Source organism: Acidobacteriota bacterium, from assembly GCA_016713675.1.
Classification (GTDB): Bacteria; Acidobacteriota; Blastocatellia; order Pyrinomonadales; family Pyrinomonadaceae; genus OLB17.
In genome coordinates, this window is the sequence record JADJOS010000001.1 from 2,371,889 (window position 1) to 2,388,749 (window position 16,861).

At 51.2% G+C, this 16,861-nt stretch carries 18 protein-coding genes; 11 read left to right on the forward strand and 7 right to left on the reverse strand.

Annotated features, from left to right (window positions below; genetic code table 11):
- Positions 1-19 precede the first annotated feature (19 nt).
- Genes IPK01_10820 through IPK01_10835 form a run of 4 tightly spaced genes read left to right on the forward strand, consistent with a single transcriptional unit; the run spans position 20 to position 2,573 of the window.
- A complete protein-coding gene (locus IPK01_10820; GenBank protein MBK7933970.1) occupies positions 20-559 on the forward strand; it encodes a hypothetical protein in 540 nt (179 codons plus the stop codon).
- A gap of 2 nt (positions 560-561) precedes the next feature.
- Entirely contained in the window at positions 562-849 is a 288-nt protein-coding gene (locus IPK01_10825; GenBank protein ID MBK7933971.1) for a hypothetical protein, read from the forward strand.
- Positions 850-2,355, forward strand: coding sequence for an acetyl-CoA carboxylase biotin carboxylase subunit (gene accC / locus IPK01_10830; GenBank protein ID MBK7933972.1), 1,506 nt, complete (start codon positions 850-852; stop codon positions 2,353-2,355).
- A gap of 8 nt (positions 2,356-2,363) precedes the next feature.
- Positions 2,364-2,573, forward strand: a complete 210-nt coding sequence (locus IPK01_10835; protein ID MBK7933973.1) for a hypothetical protein — start codon at positions 2,364-2,366, stop codon at positions 2,571-2,573.
- 76 nt (positions 2,574-2,649) lie between these two features.
- On the opposite strand, the gene IPK01_10840 is transcribed toward IPK01_10835, so the two are convergent.
- The 3 genes from IPK01_10840 to IPK01_10850 all read right to left on the reverse strand — a co-directional run bounded on the left by IPK01_10840 (position 2,650) and on the right by IPK01_10850 (position 5,431).
- Positions 2,650-3,363, reverse strand: a complete 714-nt coding sequence (locus IPK01_10840; GenBank protein ID MBK7933974.1) for a C40 family peptidase — start codon at positions 3,361-3,363, stop codon at positions 2,650-2,652.
- A gap of 511 nt (positions 3,364-3,874) precedes the next feature.
- The gene (locus tag IPK01_10845) at positions 3,875-4,231 is read right to left on the reverse strand and encodes an iron-sulfur cluster assembly accessory protein (GenBank protein ID MBK7933975.1); all 357 of its coding nucleotides are present in this window, start codon (positions 4,229-4,231) and stop codon (positions 3,875-3,877) included.
- Between the two features lie 117 nt (positions 4,232-4,348).
- Complete coding sequence (locus IPK01_10850; GenBank protein ID MBK7933976.1) at positions 4,349-5,431, reverse strand: Mrp/NBP35 family ATP-binding protein; 1,083 nt, start codon at positions 5,429-5,431, stop codon at positions 4,349-4,351.
- A 162-nt stretch (positions 5,432-5,593) separates the two neighbouring features.
- Between IPK01_10850 and IPK01_10855 the strand changes: the two genes are divergently transcribed.
- The 5 genes from IPK01_10855 to IPK01_10875 all read left to right on the forward strand — a co-directional run bounded on the left by IPK01_10855 (position 5,594) and on the right by IPK01_10875 (position 9,495).
- Entirely contained in the window at positions 5,594-5,986 is a 393-nt protein-coding gene (locus IPK01_10855) for a hypothetical protein (GenBank protein ID MBK7933977.1), read from the forward strand.
- Complete coding sequence (locus tag IPK01_10860) at positions 5,953-6,501, forward strand: hypothetical protein (protein ID MBK7933978.1); 549 nt, start codon at positions 5,953-5,955, stop codon at positions 6,499-6,501. The genes IPK01_10855 and IPK01_10860 overlap by 34 nt, the downstream gene beginning before the upstream one ends.
- Positions 6,502-6,591: 90 nt before the next feature.
- On the forward strand, positions 6,592-8,031 hold the full coding sequence (locus IPK01_10865; protein ID MBK7933979.1) for an NAD-dependent malic enzyme: 1,440 nt from the start codon (positions 6,592-6,594) through the stop codon (positions 8,029-8,031).
- Positions 8,032-8,101: 70 nt separating this feature from the next.
- Positions 8,102-8,761: a hemolysin III family protein gene (locus tag IPK01_10870; GenBank protein MBK7933980.1), complete on the forward strand. Its 660-nt coding sequence runs from the start codon at positions 8,102-8,104 to the stop codon at positions 8,759-8,761.
- Positions 8,761-9,495 (forward strand): DUF72 domain-containing protein, encoded by a 735-nt coding sequence (locus IPK01_10875; protein MBK7933981.1) that lies wholly within the window; start codon positions 8,761-8,763, stop codon positions 9,493-9,495. The genes IPK01_10870 and IPK01_10875 overlap by 1 nt, the downstream gene beginning before the upstream one ends.
- Here the strand turns inward: IPK01_10875 and IPK01_10880 are convergent.
- Positions 9,492-10,175, reverse strand: coding sequence for a response regulator transcription factor (locus tag IPK01_10880; protein MBK7933982.1), 684 nt, complete (start codon positions 10,173-10,175; stop codon positions 9,492-9,494). The genes IPK01_10875 and IPK01_10880 overlap by 4 nt on opposite strands.
- Positions 10,176-10,249: 74 nt before the next feature.
- Positions 10,250-12,070 (reverse strand): HAMP domain-containing histidine kinase, encoded by a 1,821-nt coding sequence (locus IPK01_10885; GenBank protein ID MBK7933983.1) that lies wholly within the window; start codon positions 12,068-12,070, stop codon positions 10,250-10,252.
- A gap of 307 nt (positions 12,071-12,377) precedes the next feature.
- Between IPK01_10885 and IPK01_10890 the strand changes: the two genes are divergently transcribed.
- Entirely contained in the window at positions 12,378-13,628 is a 1,251-nt protein-coding gene (locus tag IPK01_10890; protein MBK7933984.1) for a hypothetical protein, read from the forward strand.
- Between the two features lie 60 nt (positions 13,629-13,688).
- On the opposite strand, the gene IPK01_10895 is transcribed toward IPK01_10890, so the two are convergent.
- Together IPK01_10895 and IPK01_10900 are read right to left on the reverse strand one after the other, a co-directional pair.
- The gene (locus IPK01_10895; GenBank protein MBK7933985.1) at positions 13,689-14,708 is read right to left on the reverse strand and encodes an NAD(P)-binding domain-containing protein; all 1,020 of its coding nucleotides are present in this window, start codon (positions 14,706-14,708) and stop codon (positions 13,689-13,691) included.
- Positions 14,709-14,754: 46 nt separating this feature from the next.
- Entirely contained in the window at positions 14,755-15,009 is a 255-nt protein-coding gene (locus IPK01_10900) for a hypothetical protein (GenBank protein ID MBK7933986.1), read from the reverse strand.
- Positions 15,010-15,100: 91 nt separating this feature from the next.
- Here IPK01_10900 and hflX point away from each other — a divergent pair, with 91 nt between their 5' ends.
- Entirely contained in the window at positions 15,101-16,825 is a 1,725-nt protein-coding gene (gene hflX, locus IPK01_10905; protein MBK7933987.1) for a GTPase HflX, read from the forward strand.
- Positions 16,826-16,861 lie beyond the last annotated feature (36 nt).

Here is a 16,861-nt window from a genome sequence, read left to right on the forward strand (position 1 = left end):
TCGAGGGAGAGCCTGGAAAATGATCGAACGATTGCGTCGGTTCTGGAATTCTGTGAGTTGGACCGAGTTCGTCATAGCTGCTCTAGTCGTCGTGTTGGCAGTATCGGCGGCTGTTGTGTTCCGGGTTCAACTGATCGATTGGTTGGTCAGTTTCTGGCAGTCACTGACGTGGCAAAGGGTATTGCTTGGGGTTGTCGTTTTTCTGGTGTCGTTGACGATCAGCTTTGTCGCTCTAGGTATCGTGATGGTTAAGATTCCACCGCATTATTTTAGTTCGCATCACGAACGTGATTTTTTGCCGGATAGCCCGTGGCTAGTACGTTGGGGAGCAGTGATCGCTAAGAATATTCTCGGTGTTTTCCTGATTTGTCTAGGCATTTTACTTTCACTGCCGGGAGTGCCGGGACAGGGTGTGTTGACGATCTTGCTCGGCCTAATAATGGTCGATATTCCGGGCAAACGTCCGCTGGAAGCACGCATCATTCAACGGCCCACGGTACTCGCAGCGATCAATAAACTTCGGGCGAAATACGAAAAGCCGCCGCTTGTTCTGGATTAAGAATGGGAGTTTTTGACAAGATATTTGGGAAGAAGCCGTTCGATCCCGATGAACGCCGTCGTAATTTGCTGGCTAATGGCCGCATTACAGACGGCTCTATTATCGATACGAAGACCGACAGCGAAGGCCGCGAACTTGTCGTCTTTGTTTACACGTTGAATGGTGTCGATTTCGAATCGGCTGATGAGTTGACGTCCGAACAGATGCTGAATGGTGATCGTTATGTGCCCGGATCAAAGGTCGGGATAAGGTTCGATCCGAAGAATCAATACGATTCGATCGTTGAATAAATGTTCAAGAAGATATTAATAGCTAATCTTGGCGAGATCGCCTGTCGTGTGATACGTGCCTGTCGTGAGATGAATATCGCGACAGTGGCTGTGTTTTCGGATGCCGACCGCGATGCATTGCACGTGCGCATGGCGGATGAGGCGTTTCACATCGGGCCGCCGCCTTCGGCTCAGAGCTATCTCCGCTGGGAAAAGATCATCGAAGTGGCGAAATGGGCCGGTGTCGAAGCGATCCACCCCGGCTATGGTTTTTTGTCGGAGAATGCCGAGTTTGTCCGCAATGTAACGGCCGCCGGGATCGTATTCATCGGCCCACCGCCTGAGGCGATGGAAGGCTTGGGCGGCAAGATGTCGGCACGAAAGATCGCGATCGAGGCCGATGTGCCGATCGTCCCTGGGACGACCGAGCCCCTGCGTTCTTTTGAAGAGGCAAAGGCAACATCGGCGGAGATCGGCTATCCGGTGATGCTAAAGGCTTCGGCCGGCGGCGGCGGCAAGGGAATGCGGCTGGTGTTCGACGAATCGGAATTGAGATCGGCACTCGAAGGTGCACAATCTGAGGCTCTTGCCGGTTTTGGTGACGACGCAGTGTATGTCGAAAAGGCTGTCGTTGCTCCGCGGCATATCGAGATACAGGTCTTTTCGGATACGCACGGCAATCACGTTTATTTGGGCGAGCGCGAGTGTTCGATCCAGCGACGGCACCAGAAAGTGATCGAAGAAGCTCCATCGCCGATCAATTCGGCGGAGCTTCGAAAGGAAATGGGCGAATGTGCAGTCAAGGTCGCGAAAGCCGTTAATTATGTTGGTGCCGGAACCGTCGAGTTTCTGGTGTCGGACGTCGACCGCTCGTTCTATTTTCTTGAAATGAACACGCGGCTCCAAGTCGAGCATCCGGTGACCGAGCTCGTCACCGGCATCGATCTTGTACGGGAACAGATACGCGTCGCGTGGGGCGAAAAACTGTCGTTCACCCAGGACGACATACAGATTCGAGGCCACGCCATCGAATGCCGCGTCTATGCCGAGGATCCGGAAGCCAATTTTATGCCTAGCCCTGGCAGGATCACACGGCTGCGAGTGCCTCAGGGGCCTGGTGTTCGTGATGACGGCGGAGTGTACGAGGGGGCTGAGGTCTCGATCTATTATGACCCTATGATCTCGAAACTCGCGGTTTACGGTAAAGACCGGGCCGAGGCGATCGACCGTATGCGCCGGGCTCTAGAGGAATACGAGGTCGGCGGCATTAAGACGACGTTGCCGTTCTTCCGCGACGTAATGCGCGATCAGGAATTTATCGACGGAAAGCTCGATACCGGCTTTATTCCCCGTTTTAATGAAAGGCACAAGCCTGCGAAGGTAAGTGAGGCAGATCGTGACATTGCGATCATAGCGTCGGCATTGAGCTTTTCGACAAGACAGGCGAAACCGGAGGCAAACATAGCGAGAGTCGAGAGCCGATGGGCCGCGGCTGGCCGTGTCGCAGCGATGAATAACAGGTTATAGTGAAAAATATGGAAGAATTGCTAAAAAGTCTGATGGGCAAAAAGGTAGATATTACCTGCGGAACGAACGCAACATTTCGCGGCGATGTCATGGATGTTAATTCCGGCGTGCTTTATCTGCGTGACGAAGAGGAAAAGGTCGCGTATGTTTCGATCGACAAGATAGCCGTCATTTATGAGTGCAAGGAACCGTCGATCAGGCCCGGATTCATCAGTTAGTAAGGTGAAGTGGAAAAGCAAAAGCCCGGTCTCGCATTTCGCGAGTGCCGGGCTTTATTGATCTCGTGATCCGAAACTATCGATCGTCCTGGTTTCCGGACTGCGTGTTGGTATATTGCGGCTTCAGGCGGCCAAACCCGACAATGCGGTTCTGCCAGTAACCGGCGAACGGTGAATAAGTAATACCTTTGCTCGACGATGCGTGATAAAAACCATTTTCATCAGCTACGATGCCCATGTGTCCGAAATTATTCAGGAAAACGAGGGTGCCGTATTTGAAACGCTCGTCGCCGTAAACAGGATCAGACATTGACCACATGCTGCGGGCACTCGAGCGAGTAAAATCAATTCCGGCTTCCTGGAATACGCTCCAAACGAATCCTGAACAGTCGTATGTGTTTGGCCCGGCGGTTCCGTAAACATAGCGAATGCCATAGCGCGATTTGATCGCGTTGTCGATCTTCAGCGAGGTGGACATGGCGTAAACAGAACGACCCGCTGATGCCATTGCGGCGGGCGAATTTACTGCCTTCGATGATGATGTTCGCGTAACTAGTGGTTTACTTTCGCTTCGTGCGGGGCTAACGACGATGATCGGATTGGTCAGTGTCGGGCGTGATGCCGGTTGAGGTCTTGTCTGTTCGGCCGCTGAGGGCGGCATGTTGGTTGGCTGGCTCGATGTCGGTTTGACCACGCGATCACGCGTCTGAGCATTTGCCGAAACTGTAAAACATACGGCGCCAAACGTGACGCACACCGATAGACATAGAACCTTTTTTAAATTATTCAAACCTTATTCTCCAATATTTTGATGTGCAAAAAAGGGGGACTGAAGAGAGTGGGTGAATGGCTCACCTACTATATAAAAAGAACCAAACCAATATCAATTCCCGAAATTTTGCCAATTTCGACCAAACGTTACGACCCAAATTGTGAACCGTGATATTTTGACCCGAACGATATTATGACCGATTGCTTAGCATAATGCAAACATAACGGTTTTGTATGGATGCATCTGGTTTGGATTATGATTGCAGTAAATGATAAAACGCAGTTAAAGACACGCCGAGGCGGAGGTCTTTCGACCTCCGCTTTCGTAAACCCCGCCGCCTGCCTACGCCTTTCTTCCTTCCGAGTTGTCCTGTGTGATTCAAGACACACCGAATAGATAGGTGCTTCCATCAAAATACGAAAATAATGCAAAAGCCTTGGTTAAAATGCAGAAGCCCACACGTAGAAAGGGCGTAACATCCTATGTGAGTGTTACGCCCTTACTACGTGCGGGTTTGTGCCAAGTAAGACTAAGCCGAGAACGACGTTCCACAACCGCATCCGCCGGTGGCGTTCGGGTTTTCGAAGGTGAAGCCCGACCCCATCATATTCGTTGTGTGATCGATCGTGATGCCGTTGAGATACTGTGCCGAAAACATATCGACGAACAGCCGAATACCCGATTTGTCCATCACAAAATCGCCGGGCTTGTTTTCTTCCTCAATGTTAAGGCTGTACTGAAATCCCGAGCATCCGCCCGGAACCACACGTACGCGAAGCCCGGCCGTTTCCGGCAGATCGTCTTCACTCGAAAGAAATTTCTTGATCTCTTCAACGGCTGGATCGGTAACGGTCAATTCTACGGTCGGTGCTGCAACTGCTGACATATTATTAGGTATCTCCTGTTTTCAAAATATGAGGGGCCGCAAAAGCGAAACCTTACATTAAAATAAATATTAGCGATTTCCGTTGGAAATTACAAGTAAACTATCAAACAAGGCACTCTATTGAGCTCGCGTTAGAATTGTTAGTTCGGGCTTCATCGCCTCGATCGAGATCTGGCGTGCGACCTCTTCGGCGACTTTGTTGAAAGCGATTGATTGAAGCGACTCTGGGAAGGATACGACGACCGGAACGCCGCTGTCGCCGCCTTCGCGGACCTCCATGCCCATTGGGACCTCGCCGAGGAAATTGAGTCCGTATTCGTCGCACAGTTTCTGCCCGCCGCCGCGGCCGAAAATTTCGTATTTGTTGCCGGTGTCGGGAGCGATAAAATACGACATGTTTTCGATAATTCCCAGAACCGGGACGTTGACTTGCTCGAACATTTTTACTGCTCGGCGAACGTCCGAAAGCGAGACTTCCTGCGGCGTTGTCACCAAAACTGCACCTTGCACAGGCACGAGCTGAGCCAGTGAAAGCTGCACATCGCCTGTTCCCGGCGGCATATCAACTATGAGGTAGTCGAGCTCGCCCCAATTTACGTCCGAGAGAAACTGCCGGACTACGCCGTGCAGCATAGGTCCGCGAAGGATCATCGGTTTGTCGGGCGGCACGAGCACTGCCATTGAGATCATTTTGACGCCGTGGGCCTCGATCGGTTTTAGTTTGCCATCAACGACATCGGGCTGTGTGTAGCCGCTGCCGAGCATCATTGGCACGTTTGGCCCGTAAACGTCGGCGTCCATAATGCCGACCTTTGCACCATTTTTGGCGAGCGAGATCGCCATATTAACGGCAACAGTGGATTTCCCAACGCCGCCTTTGCCGCTTGAGACGGCAATGATATTTTTTACGCCGGCGATCGCTATATTATTAGCGATGCCTCGTCCTTGCGGCACTTCGGCGTCCATTTTGACGCTGACGCTCGTAACGCCTTCGAGACCGCTGACGATCTTGATGGCCTGAGCTTCCATCTGCTCTTTTACCGGGCAAGCCGGCGTAGTTAGCATGATGGTGAACGCGACGTTTCCGTCTGTGATCTCAAGGTTGTGAATGAACCCGAGTGTGACGATGTCTTTTTTTAGATCTGGATCGATGATCTGCTTTAGCGATTCAAGGACGACTGATTCTGATATTTGATTCATTATGTAAAATGCTGTCCGACGTAATAGAGTTAAATTGTATTGTAACAAATGCTGTTGCTAAAGAATGAACTGAGACATCCGGAATCGGTGATACACGATAAGTGAAGCGTCACACTTCGCACTTTTTGCTTACTATCGATTCGGTGAACTTATCTCTACGAAATGAAAACAGAAGATCTGGAAATTTATAACCACATACGCAGCGGCGGAACTGGATCCTACGAGCAGAAGCGCGGCCTGATAGCGGTTTGGGGCAAAGAGGCCATCCAATTTCTCGACGGTTTGATATCTAACGACATGAAGACGCTCGTGGATGGACAGATAATGCTTGCGGCATTTCCGAATGCTCAGGGACGATTGCTTGCCGTCGTAAGAGTGCTGAGGCAAGGCGATAGATTTTTATTTGAAACCGAAGAAACGACACGGGAAAAGGTATTTAACAACTTATGTCGATTTACCTTCGCTGGCGATTTTTTGTCGAGGACCTCTCGTCAAATTATTCATATTTCGAATTATTCAACATGTCAGACCCTCCTGCGTCAGCGGGCGGCGTGAATATTGGCGAGAGGGCGGCGTTTGTTAAGAGCGATAACTCCACTGTCTTTCGCGATGAAATGCTGGCCGCCAATGCCGTCGCTATCTCCGACGACGTCTACGAGGTTATCCGCATCGAATCCGGCATTGCAAAATATGGCGTCGATATGGACGAGACGACCATCGTCCCCGAGCTAGGCATGGATGGCCTTATTTCGTACAAAAAAGGCTGCTACATCGGACAAGAGATCATTGCACGTATCCATTTTCGCGGGCACGTTGCCAAACGGCTGACAGGGGTGATCTTGTCAGAATCCAGAGCGTTTGCGCCCGGATTCATGATGGGCCACGAGTTAACCTCAGCCGAAGGGAAAAATGCCGGCCGTGTCACGTCGGTCACATTTTCGCCAAAGTTAGAAAAAAATATTGCACTTGCATTTGTTCGTTATGATCATCTGGCTGTCGGCACTGAATTGACGGTAAATGGCATAAGAGCGACAGTAACTGATCTGCCCTTTGTTTCGCCAATGGTTTGACCACTCCAATTTGCCCTAGCCCGTCTTTTTCGTCATACTTTTAAGTTCGCAATGCGATCAGCGCCCGTATTGAGAGGCGGCATCTGCTTTATGAACCACAAGCCAACACCGAACGCCAGTTACAGTCTTACCCTTCGCGTCAGAATACATAACCAACCGGGCAAACTCGGCGAGATCACGACCGCTATCGGAAAGGCCGGCGGCGATATCGAAGGCATTGACATTGTCAGCGTCGGGAGAGATTTCCTGATCCGCGACATTACTGTAAATGCGGCGAGCGAAACCCATGCGCAAGAAATTGTTAGTTTTGTCCGCGATATTGATGGTGTTGATGTCGTCAACGTAAGCGACCGCACGTTCCTGATGCACCTTGGCGGCAAGATCGAGGTCACGTCAAAGATGCCGCTGAAGACGCGCAGCGACCTTTCGATGGCCTATACGCCGGGAGTTGCTCGCATTTGCGAAGCGATCGCGAAAGACCCCGAGAAAGCCTTTAATCTTACGATCAAAAAGAATACGGTTGCGGTTGTTTCGGACGGAACCGCAGTTCTCGGCCTTGGTGATATCGGCCCGGCAGCAGCGATGCCGGTTATGGAAGGGAAGTGTCAGCTTTTCAAGGAATTTGGCGGGGTGGACGCATTTCCGATCTGTCTGAACACAAAAGATCCGCACGAGATCATCGAAACGATCAAAAATATCTCTGTCGCATTCGGCGGTATCAATCTCGAGGACATTTCTGCCCCTAGATGCTTTGAGATCGAGGAAAGATTAAAGGAGGAGCTTGATATTCCTGTGTTTCACGACGATCAACACGGAACGGCCGTCGTCGTTCTCGCTGCATTGATCAACGCGCTCAAGATCGTCGGCAAAAAGATGGAGGACATCAAGCTAGTTGTCAACGGTATAGGAGCTGCGGGAGTCGCCTGCTCTAAGATCGTCATGGCCGCGGGCGTAAAGAATATCATCGGCTGCGACACGACAGGTGCGATCTATCCGGGCCGCAAGGAAAATATGAATTGGGTCAAAGATTGGTACGCCCGCAATACCAATCCTGATGCCGAAACCGGCACGATCCACGACGTGATCAAAGGAGCAGATGTGTTTTTCGGTCTTTCGGCCCAGGGCATTATCGACGAAAAAGACCTCGCCAATATGGCAAAAGACCCGATCATTTTCGCGATGGCGAACCCAACCCCGGAGATCATGCCTGAAGACGCTGCGGGCCACGTCGCAGTCATGGCGACGGGACGCAGTGATTATCCAAACCAGATCAACAACGTTCTCTGCTTTCCCGGTATATTTCGCGGAGCCCTAAATTGCCGTGCCTCACGAATCAATGAAGCAATGAAACTCGCCGCGGCAAATGCGATCGCCGATATAATCGGCCCCGACGAACTCCATCCCGATTACATCATTCCATCAGTATTCGACCGACGGGTCGGTGAAGCTGTAGCGTCAAAGGTCGAAGAAGCTGCGTACGCTTCGGGCGTTGCTCGCCGGCTTCGATCGACTGCGGACTCGGAATTTTAGCCGAAGGCGACGCAATTATTACATTCTCAGAGCGGCTATTCTGATAATATGAACACAGGTTGAATAATCTGTGATCAAAGCAAAGCTCAAAGTTTTACCGATCGAAGAACTGGCGAACACCATCACACATGGCTTCGGGCTTATGTTGAGCGTGATCGGTCTCGCCGTGCTGGTAGTTTTGGCTGGATTGAACGGCGACAGATGGTCGTTATTTAGCTGCGTGGTATATGGGTTGTCGCTCGTGGTGCTTTATGCAGCTTCGACGTTTTATCACAGTGCCACGTCCCATCGAGCTAAAAAAAATCTCCAGGTTGTAGATCATTGCTGTATTTATCTGCTCATCGCGGGCAGCTATACTCCGTTTGGAATGGTGATCATTGACGATCCGCTGGGAAGGTCCCTGATGGCAGGAATTTGGGGCTTTGCGGCAGTTGGTATCTTAGTAAAACTCTTGATACGCGACCGTTTCCCTGCAATAAACGTCATCTCGTATCTGCTAATGGGATGGCTAGGTGTGTTCGCTGTGCAACCGCTATTTAACGCTCTGGGGTTGATGCCGGTTGCACTGACGATCGCCGGCGGAGTTGCTTATTCGCTTGGCGTTGTTTTCTTTCCGTGGACGAGCATCAAACACCATCATGCCATCTTTCACGTATTTATCCTGCTCGGCAGCATCATACATTATGCGGCGGTTGTTCTCTACGTCGTTCCGCATTCGTTCGGATTGTAGTGGAACAGAATATAAAGATCGGAACGTGCGGATTCGGCCGTTCTAAACGGCCCGAATATGTCGCTTCTCTCCCGGTGGTCGAGATCCAGCATACGTTTTATGATCCGCCTCAGATCAAAACCCTCGAAAAATGGAGGGCCGAGGTCCCTGACGATTTCGAATTCACATTAAAGGCGTGGCAAATGATCACTCATGAATCGAGCAGCCCGACCTATCGACGCCTAAAACGCCCGCTAACGGAAAAAGAAACGGAAGAAGCCGGATTCTTTAAACCAACAGACACCGTCAGAGAAGCTCTCGAATTGACTATCGAATGTGCAAAAGCTCTTAGGGCCCGAACGATCTTGTTCCAGTGTCCGGCCAAATTTCAGCCTTTGCCGGAAAACATACTTAATCTCAAGCAGTTCTTTTCCAATATTGACCGCGGCGGGCTAAATTTCGCTTGGGAACCGCGTGGAAAATTATGGGAGGACGATGTTATAAAAGAAGTCTGCGACGAGGCCAGCCTTTGGCACTGCGTCGATCCTTTTTCACGTCAAACGGTCACTCCGGATCGTTGCTACTACCGTCTCCACGGCATTCCACGCTGGCGATATACGTACGAAGACGACGAGCTGATGGAACTCGTTTCGCTACTGCCAAAAAAGCGACTTTCCTACGTGTTTTTTAACAATATTACGATGAAAGAGGATGCGGGGAGATTTCAGAGGATGCTTCATGAGGTTCGAGACTAGGCCATGAACTTGTAGCCCATGCCGTGTACGGTCTGAATATAGTGCGGATGCCTCGGGTTTTCTTCAATCTTCTGCCGCAGCCATGCGACGTGGACATCGACCGTTCGCGTAGTCGGCATTGCGTCGTAGCCCCAGACGGCGTCTAATAGCTGGTCGCGTGAATGGACGTCGCCACGATTTTCGATAAGATACTGAAGCAGTTTGAATTCCATCGCCGAGAGATCGAGACGTTCGTTGTGTTTTGTAACTTCCGCTCGTTTGAAATCGATCGCGATATTTCCAAATCTAAATGACTCAGCGGTCGCACCATTGGTCTGATGCGGTGAACGCCTGAGCAAAGCCTCAACGCGGGCGAGCAACTCGATCACTTCGAACGGTTTGGTCAGATAATCGTCGGCTCCGAGTTTTAAACCTAATACCTTGTCGATGGTCTCGCCCTTTGCTGTTAGCATCAGGATTGGCGTATTTATGCCCTTTTGCCGGAGATCGCGGCAGACGTCATAGCCGTTTTTCTTCGGCAGCATCACATCAAGAATTATCAGATCAAAATGTCCCGCGAGGGCTGCTTCGAATCCTAATTTCCCGTCGTTCGCGGAGGTCACGTCGAAACCCTCACTCCGCAGACGGTCGGTCAGCGTGATGATCAGACCTTCTTCATCTTCGACCAAAAGGATGTTCATAAGAGATTTTTTCGCAAGAGAGTTCACAGAAAAGGATGAGACTTTTTCAATCTTTGTCTCGTTGTTCTCTGTGGCTAATTGCCATTTGCCGGAATCTCGAGGGTGAACCTACTTCCTATCCCAACCTCGCTCGTTGCGTACACACACCCGCCATGCGCTTTTGCGATCTGCCGAACGAGCGACAGCCCAAGCCCATTCCCGTGGATCTGGGCGTCAACGACGGTTTTGGAACGATAGAATGGCTCGAATATCTGCCGCAGATCGCTCTTTGAAATGCCGATGCCGCGATCTTCGACCGAGATCTTTACATTGCCGCCGCCATTCTCGGCAGAAACTCGAAGCCAATTCGCACCGTTGCCATATTTGACTGAATTAACGATCAGATTCTGGATCGCACCACTGAGAGCCGAGCGGTCGCCTCTTATCGCCGGCAACGTCTCTGCGATGTCAGTCTCGACCTTGATCTCTTTGCCTTCGAGCAGGGAATTGCACTCCGCGAGAGCGTCATCGACGACATCGGCGATATTTGTTTGGACAAAATTGTATTGCTTGCGTCCCGAGTTCGCTCCGGCAAAATCGAGTATCTGCTCGACCATTCCCGACAGCTTTTTGCCTTCGCCCTTGATCAGATCGCCATAACGCGAAACCTGGCCGTCTTCTTTTGCTACTCCGTCGGCGAGGTTCTCGCCGGCGGAGTAGATCACAGCGAGCGGCGTACGAAATTCGTGTGAAACCGAAGAAACAAAATCAACCTGCCTCTGAGCCAGCATTTTTGCCCTGTGAGCCGAAAAGATGATCGCAATAACCGCAGCTGCAAGTAACGCCAAAATGCCGAATCCCATGGCCAGGTTCTGCCTCAGCGTCGAGGCCAAATACGCATCGAGAGAGCCTGACGAATGTTGGACCACTAACGTCCATGGCGAATCGCTGCCGCCGTCAGCCGACGTGCGGGTAAACACAGCCGTTTTCGGCTTGCCGTCTTTTTTGACTTCGATCTGGAACGTCTCGGGCTTGGATTCGAGCGGTTGCCCGGCGACGAGTGTTGTCGTTTCAAGCCGCGAACTTACCATCACGTCGCTTCGAGCTACTTTGCGTTCGCTGTCGATAGCTGAGAGGATATTTTTATTTGTAAATTGGATGAAATTTTCCGGCGCGAGATTTAAGAGCGGAGCGCTTGCGTCGCGGTTCTCTCCGTTTATGGATTGAAAGACATTGTTTCCGGCCTTGTCGCCCACAGCAACGCGGTACTCGCCGTCTCCAAAATACTTCGCCGCGAGATCAGGAAGGACGCGTTCCCTAATAGTTTTTTCATTCAGCCTGATCGCGAGAAAGCCATATCGAGGCGGCATTGTCATTCGCTCATGAGCAGGCCCGTTGGCTGGACGGATCACGATCCGCTCCATCTTTGGTCCGACGCTGTGTATCGGCAAAGCGAGAGTATAAATGTCGTCAAAGACCGGACGGAAACTCTTTTCGTCGGAAATTCGTGTTCGGATCACCGTCAGGTCGGGCGTAGATTCGGCCGGAACAAAGGCCCGCGTTGCCTTGTCATATTTTAGCGGCGGGGATTGCGGATCTGCCTCGAAAAAATAAAAATCATCGATAAGCTCAGGATACGTCGTCTTTTCCCGCCAATAATCGAGCCGTTCGTTAAAGGGAGCCCAGTTTTTTGATTTCCAACTTTCAGCGTCCGTTTGAAAATTGAAATACGCATTCTGCATCTCGCGGTTAAAGTCCATCGCGAATCGATCTGCTTGTTCCTGAACGCGTTGATGTGCTTTTTCGCTCTCGGTCCGGTTGATCTGCGTCAGTCCGCGGTATTGCAGCACACCTAATATCGCGAGCAGCATCAGCAGCCCCGCAACCAAAAGATATGTGACCCACGATCGTCTCATAAAGCCTTGTTCGTTGTTCGCGGTTGGCTGATCGCTGCAAAAGAACTGAATCGCTCCTCGCAACGATCCACGAACTACGAACCGTCATTTGCATTATGCAACTATCCTAATGCGACAAACAATGACTTTTCGCCACATTTTACATCCTTAACAAATTCTTTGCGTTCTCTTAATCACTCTTGCTTTTGACCGCCGTATGATCAAAAATGTCGAACGAGCGAAAAGTCATTTTCTACTGTTCCTCCTGAAGAGTGATTATCAGTTCTCTAGCTCGTTCGCTAAGAATATCTTTTGGTGGAGGCAAGTTATGAAACGATTCATTTTTTCTATTTTATGCGTTGCGGTGTTTTTTGCGGGATTGGGTTCGATCGTCCAGACGACCGGAGCAAAATTCAAATCAGATGAAAAGGCTCTCGACGTTGTGCGTCGCGCACGTGTCGCGATCGGCGGTGACGCCGCGATCGCACAGATCAACAGTATGGTGATAAAGGGGCGTTCGGTCCACGGTGATAAAGGCGAAGTCGGCGAGACTGAGATCGCACTTCAGCTCCCGGACAAGATGATGAGAATGGTCAAGATCGGAAGCGGCGACCAGTCGGCTAGCGGTGAACCGATCATTGATAAACAGATCGACGTGGTCGTTGTGGGAGCCCCCAATGGACAATCGAAGCTTAGGGTCGAAGGTTTACCGGTCGATCCCCAGGGTGACACAAAAGGCCAGATGAAGGTGATGGTCAACGAAGAGGACAACGGTAACGGCCCGGTTCGGCGAGTTGTTATCAAACGTCCTGACGGAACAACACAGGAACTGACCGGTGCCGAAGCCGATAAAATGATCGCCGCACATCCCGGCAAGCCCGGTGAAAACGTCAAACGCATCGTCATCAAGAAAGATGACGGGACTGTCCAAGAATTGACCGGTGCCGAAGCTGACAAAATGATCGCCGCCCGCGGCGAAGGCCATGCAACCTTTACGTCGAAAGACGGAAAGACCTTCAATGTCCGACTTGCCGGTGGGGCGGATGCTCATCACGGAGCTATGAAGCAGAACGAACTGCTTCGGACGACACTTTCTCTGCTGTTGACGGCTCCGCAGGGAATCGATGTCGAGTACACATATGGCGGCGAAACGTCGATCGATGGGATAGCTTGCGATCTCGTAAATGCAACATTTGGCGGTGCGACGTACAAACTTCTCATTTCGCGGGCATCGAGCCTGCCGGTTGCAATGACCTATACGGGCCATAAAATGCCGCAGGTGATCAAGATGCGTAAAGCGGCTACGGGCGACGCTTCGAAAGAGAAGGACGTTGTGGTCTTTACGAAGAAATTGGACGAAATGGCCGAAACCGCAGAGTTTACAGTCAGATTTACCGATTACCGCAGCACCGGCGGCATCCAACTGCCGTATCGCTGGGCCACAACCATAGGCGACAAGGCGGCAGAGACGTTCGATGTCGCGTCATATGAGATCAATCCCGCAGATATCGCGGATCGTTTCAACGGAAATGGTAGTAACAGGGTGATGATCCGAACGAAGAAACCGGATAGCAATTAACCGCGAAATAGGCGAAGATCGCTAAACAAAGGCAGGAACGAATCTTCGTTTCTGCCTTTTCTATTTGGCATTTTTAGAGTTTTTGACGGTTAACTTTTGCTTAAGCAGCGGGATCAGTGACTTCGGGGCGTCGATCGCTCCTTTGATGTGGCGGTGGTTTGTGAAATGGCCCGCAACATAAATGCCGGGGACGTTTGTTTCGAAGGTTTCCGGATCGTAAACCGGAACCTCGCCGCCTTTACCCTGTGTAGTTTCTACACCGAGGCCTTTCATCATCGAAAGATCTGCGTCAGAACCGATCAGCACAAAGACAACATCATTCGGCAAGATGACACGGTCGCCGTTCTCGCTTTCAAGTTCTACTTCATCTTCACGGATCTCGATAACCTTGCCTAAAAAGAATAACTTAAGACAGTTTTCTTTAAGTTCATTCTCAAGCGGTTGTTTGACCCAATATTTGATACAGCCCTGTTTCGGATCGTTGTTCTCCCAGTCGCCGCGAAAGATCGCAAGCGTCGTGTCGGCACCTTCCTGGGCCAAAAACAACGCCGCTTCGCCCGCCGAATTGCCGCCGCCGACGATCAATGCCCGCTTTTTCACCCACGGATATGTCTCGCGAAAATGATCGTAGACCTTAGGAAGATCTTCGCCGTTTACATTAAGTTTCCGCGGGTAATCCATTGAGCCAATTGCAAATAGCACATTTAGGCCAATGTAAGAATATTTGGATGTTTCGACCCAAAAAGCGTCTTGTACCCCGTTTGTAATATCAGTGACATTGGTTACGGATTCTTCGGTCTTGATATTTAGGTCATGTTCAAGCACAAAGCGAACATAGTACGACAGCAGTTCCTCACGCGTCGGCTTCTCCCTTGCCGGTTTCAATTCGCCTTCGTTGATCTCAAGTTCATTTACGGTCGAAAAAACGGTCAGCCCGACCGGATAGTTATAGATCGTATTCCCGATCAAGCCTTTCTCGATCACGACATAGCTCAGCCCACACTGCTTGGCTTCGTACGCCGCCGAAATCCCGGCGGGGCCGGCTCCGATGATGATCAGGTCTAAAATTGGATCTGGCATATAAAATACAGCGGTTAGCTAATAGCTGTCAGCTGATAACTGTTTTCTAACTCTTGCTTTCCAACGCTTTTAGAACTTCGGTTAGCTTTTCCACCTGAGCGCCAACATTCTCCATGTTTCGTTTAGATTCAAGATATTTTTCCCATTCGCCGGTCAGCGTCATTGCCTTCAGAACATCCTCGTCCACAGCATGAGACATTAGAACTAGCAGGTCACTGAGGGCTTCATGGCCGTCGAGGAGCGATTGAATGATGGTGTACGCGAGTTTGGCGTTCGGCAGGTCAATATCGAGGTCTTCCATAGTATTAACGGATTTTATCACACGCGGCATTTGAACGCCTTAAGGGTGCATATTTGCTATAATTGAGACGTTCTTGGAGGACACGTACCTTATCAATATCGTTCACGGATTCACACGCGGCCTTAAACACAACCAACTTCGACGGATCGAGAAATTGGGTACTCGTCGGGTTTCCGCTGATACCGTCATCTCGCCGGAATTGGCCCGTCAGATGACCGAGCTTTCGCACGAGACAGGCCGTCAGATCGGCGTGCTGATCAACCGCAAGGGCCAGATCGAATACGTCATGGTCGGTACGGCAAAGGGAATTGAGCTTCCCGATTTTGGACGTGCCCGCGTGTCCGAAGACCGCTTTCGCGGCCTAAGATGCGTTCACACGCATCTTGCCGGTGAAAAACTAACGCAGGACGATCTTACCGATCTCGCTTTGCTCCGGCTCGACCTGATGTCGATCATCCAGGTCGATCGAAAGGACGGCCTGCCGGGATTGGTATATTCCGCGCACCTTGTTCCGACCGCCGCCGAAAGCCTCGAGGCCGAAGCCCAGTCGCTTCCTTACGAATTCCTCGAACCAAACATCCCGTCGCAGATCGACACCGATTTCACCTCATTGATCAATTCACTCGAAGACGAGATGGCACGCATTCGTCTGACGGCGAGAAACCGGCAAACGGGCCGTGACCGCGCTATATTGGTCGGCGTAACGACCGGCGATACCGATGTCGCGGCCGAATCGCTTGCCGAACTAAGAGAGTTATCAGAATCAGCGGATGTCGTCATCCTCGACACCATCATCCAACGCCGACCGCAGATCGATCCGAAAACCGTGCTTGGAAAAGGTAAACTCGACGAACTGCTGATCCGCTCGATGCGTTTAGGAGCTGACATTCTAGTGTTTGATACTGAACTGAGTCCGGCACAGGTCAGATCTCTCAGCGACGCCACCGAACTAAAGGTGATCGACCGTCCGCAGTTGATCCTCGATATTTTTGCCCAACGGGCTCAGAGCCGCGAAGGCAAACTCCAGGTCGAACTTGCTCAGCTAAAGTATCTGCTGCCACGACTCGTGATCGGCCAAAATTCGGCGTTTTCGCGTCTAGCCGGCGGCATCGGCGGACGCGGGCCGGGCGAGACGAAGCTTGAGACTGATCGCCGCCGTGTTCGCGACCGCATTGCGAATCTCGAAAAGCAGGTCGATAATCTCGGACACCAGCGTCAGGAACGCAGGAAGAAACGCGTTCAGAAACATCTGCCGATCATCTCGCTGGTCGGTTACACCAACGCCGGGAAATCAACGCTGCTCAATTCATTGACGCAAAGCGAGGTCTATGCCGAAAAAAAGATGTTCGCGACGCTCGACCCGACTTCGCGGCGTTTGCGGCTGCCGTACGATCAGGAAGTGATCATAAACGATACCGTCGGGTTTATCCGCGACCGGCCCGAGGCGCTAGTTTCGGGATTCCGGGCGACGCTTGAGGAGATCGCCGACAGCGACCTTTTGGTGCATGTTGTCGACGCTTCGCACCCGCGAGTTACTCAGCAAATTGCATCGGTCGTCAAGATCATCGGCGACCTGCAATTTAACGAAATTCCGCAACTGATCGTATTGAATAAGTCGGACCTGCTCGAACGGGCTGAGATCGCGAGCTTGACGAGGCAAATTTCGCTTGACACCGACGCACGATGCGTGTCAATTTCAGCTATTCGCCGGGAATCTTTGCGTCCGATGATAGATGCGATCGGGGAAATGATAGTCGTGCCGGATTCGAATTTTCAGGGATTGAGCGAAGAATCTCTGGCAGGGGCACCTGGATAATTTCAAACCGCGACAGACAATGAACATTCGCGATGA

Excerpts from the sequence above, each read along its gene's own strand:
- IPK01_10820 (MBK7933970.1), top strand. The coding sequence starts at position 20 with ATGATCGAACGATTGCGTCGGTTCTGGAATTCTGTGAGTTGGACCGAG.
- IPK01_10825 (MBK7933971.1), top strand. The coding sequence starts at position 562 with ATGGGAGTTTTTGACAAGATATTTGGGAAGAAGCCGTTCGATCCCGAT.
- accC (MBK7933972.1), top strand. The coding sequence starts at position 850 with ATGTTCAAGAAGATATTAATAGCTAATCTTGGCGAGATCGCCTGTCGT.
- IPK01_10835 (MBK7933973.1), top strand. The coding sequence starts at position 2,364 with ATGGAAGAATTGCTAAAAAGTCTGATGGGCAAAAAGGTAGATATTACC.
- IPK01_10845 (MBK7933975.1), bottom strand. The coding sequence starts at position 4,231 with ATGTCAGCAGTTGCAGCACCGACCGTAGAATTGACCGTTACCGATCCA.
- IPK01_10850 (MBK7933976.1), bottom strand. The coding sequence starts at position 5,431 with ATGAATCAAATATCAGAATCAGTCGTCCTTGAATCGCTAAAGCAGATC.
- IPK01_10855 (MBK7933977.1), top strand. The coding sequence starts at position 5,594 with ATGAAAACAGAAGATCTGGAAATTTATAACCACATACGCAGCGGCGGA.
- IPK01_10860 (MBK7933978.1), top strand. The coding sequence starts at position 5,953 with ATGTCAGACCCTCCTGCGTCAGCGGGCGGCGTGAATATTGGCGAGAGG.
- IPK01_10865 (MBK7933979.1), top strand. The coding sequence starts at position 6,592 with ATGAACCACAAGCCAACACCGAACGCCAGTTACAGTCTTACCCTTCGC.
- IPK01_10880 (MBK7933982.1), bottom strand. The coding sequence starts at position 10,175 with ATGAACATCCTTTTGGTCGAAGATGAAGAAGGTCTGATCATCACGCTG.
- IPK01_10885 (MBK7933983.1), bottom strand. The coding sequence starts at position 12,070 with ATGAGACGATCGTGGGTCACATATCTTTTGGTTGCGGGGCTGCTGATG.
- IPK01_10890 (MBK7933984.1), top strand. The coding sequence starts at position 12,378 with ATGAAACGATTCATTTTTTCTATTTTATGCGTTGCGGTGTTTTTTGCG.
- IPK01_10895 (MBK7933985.1), bottom strand. The coding sequence starts at position 14,708 with ATGCCAGATCCAATTTTAGACCTGATCATCATCGGAGCCGGCCCCGCC.
- IPK01_10900 (MBK7933986.1), bottom strand. The coding sequence starts at position 15,009 with ATGGAAGACCTCGATATTGACCTGCCGAACGCCAAACTCGCGTACACC.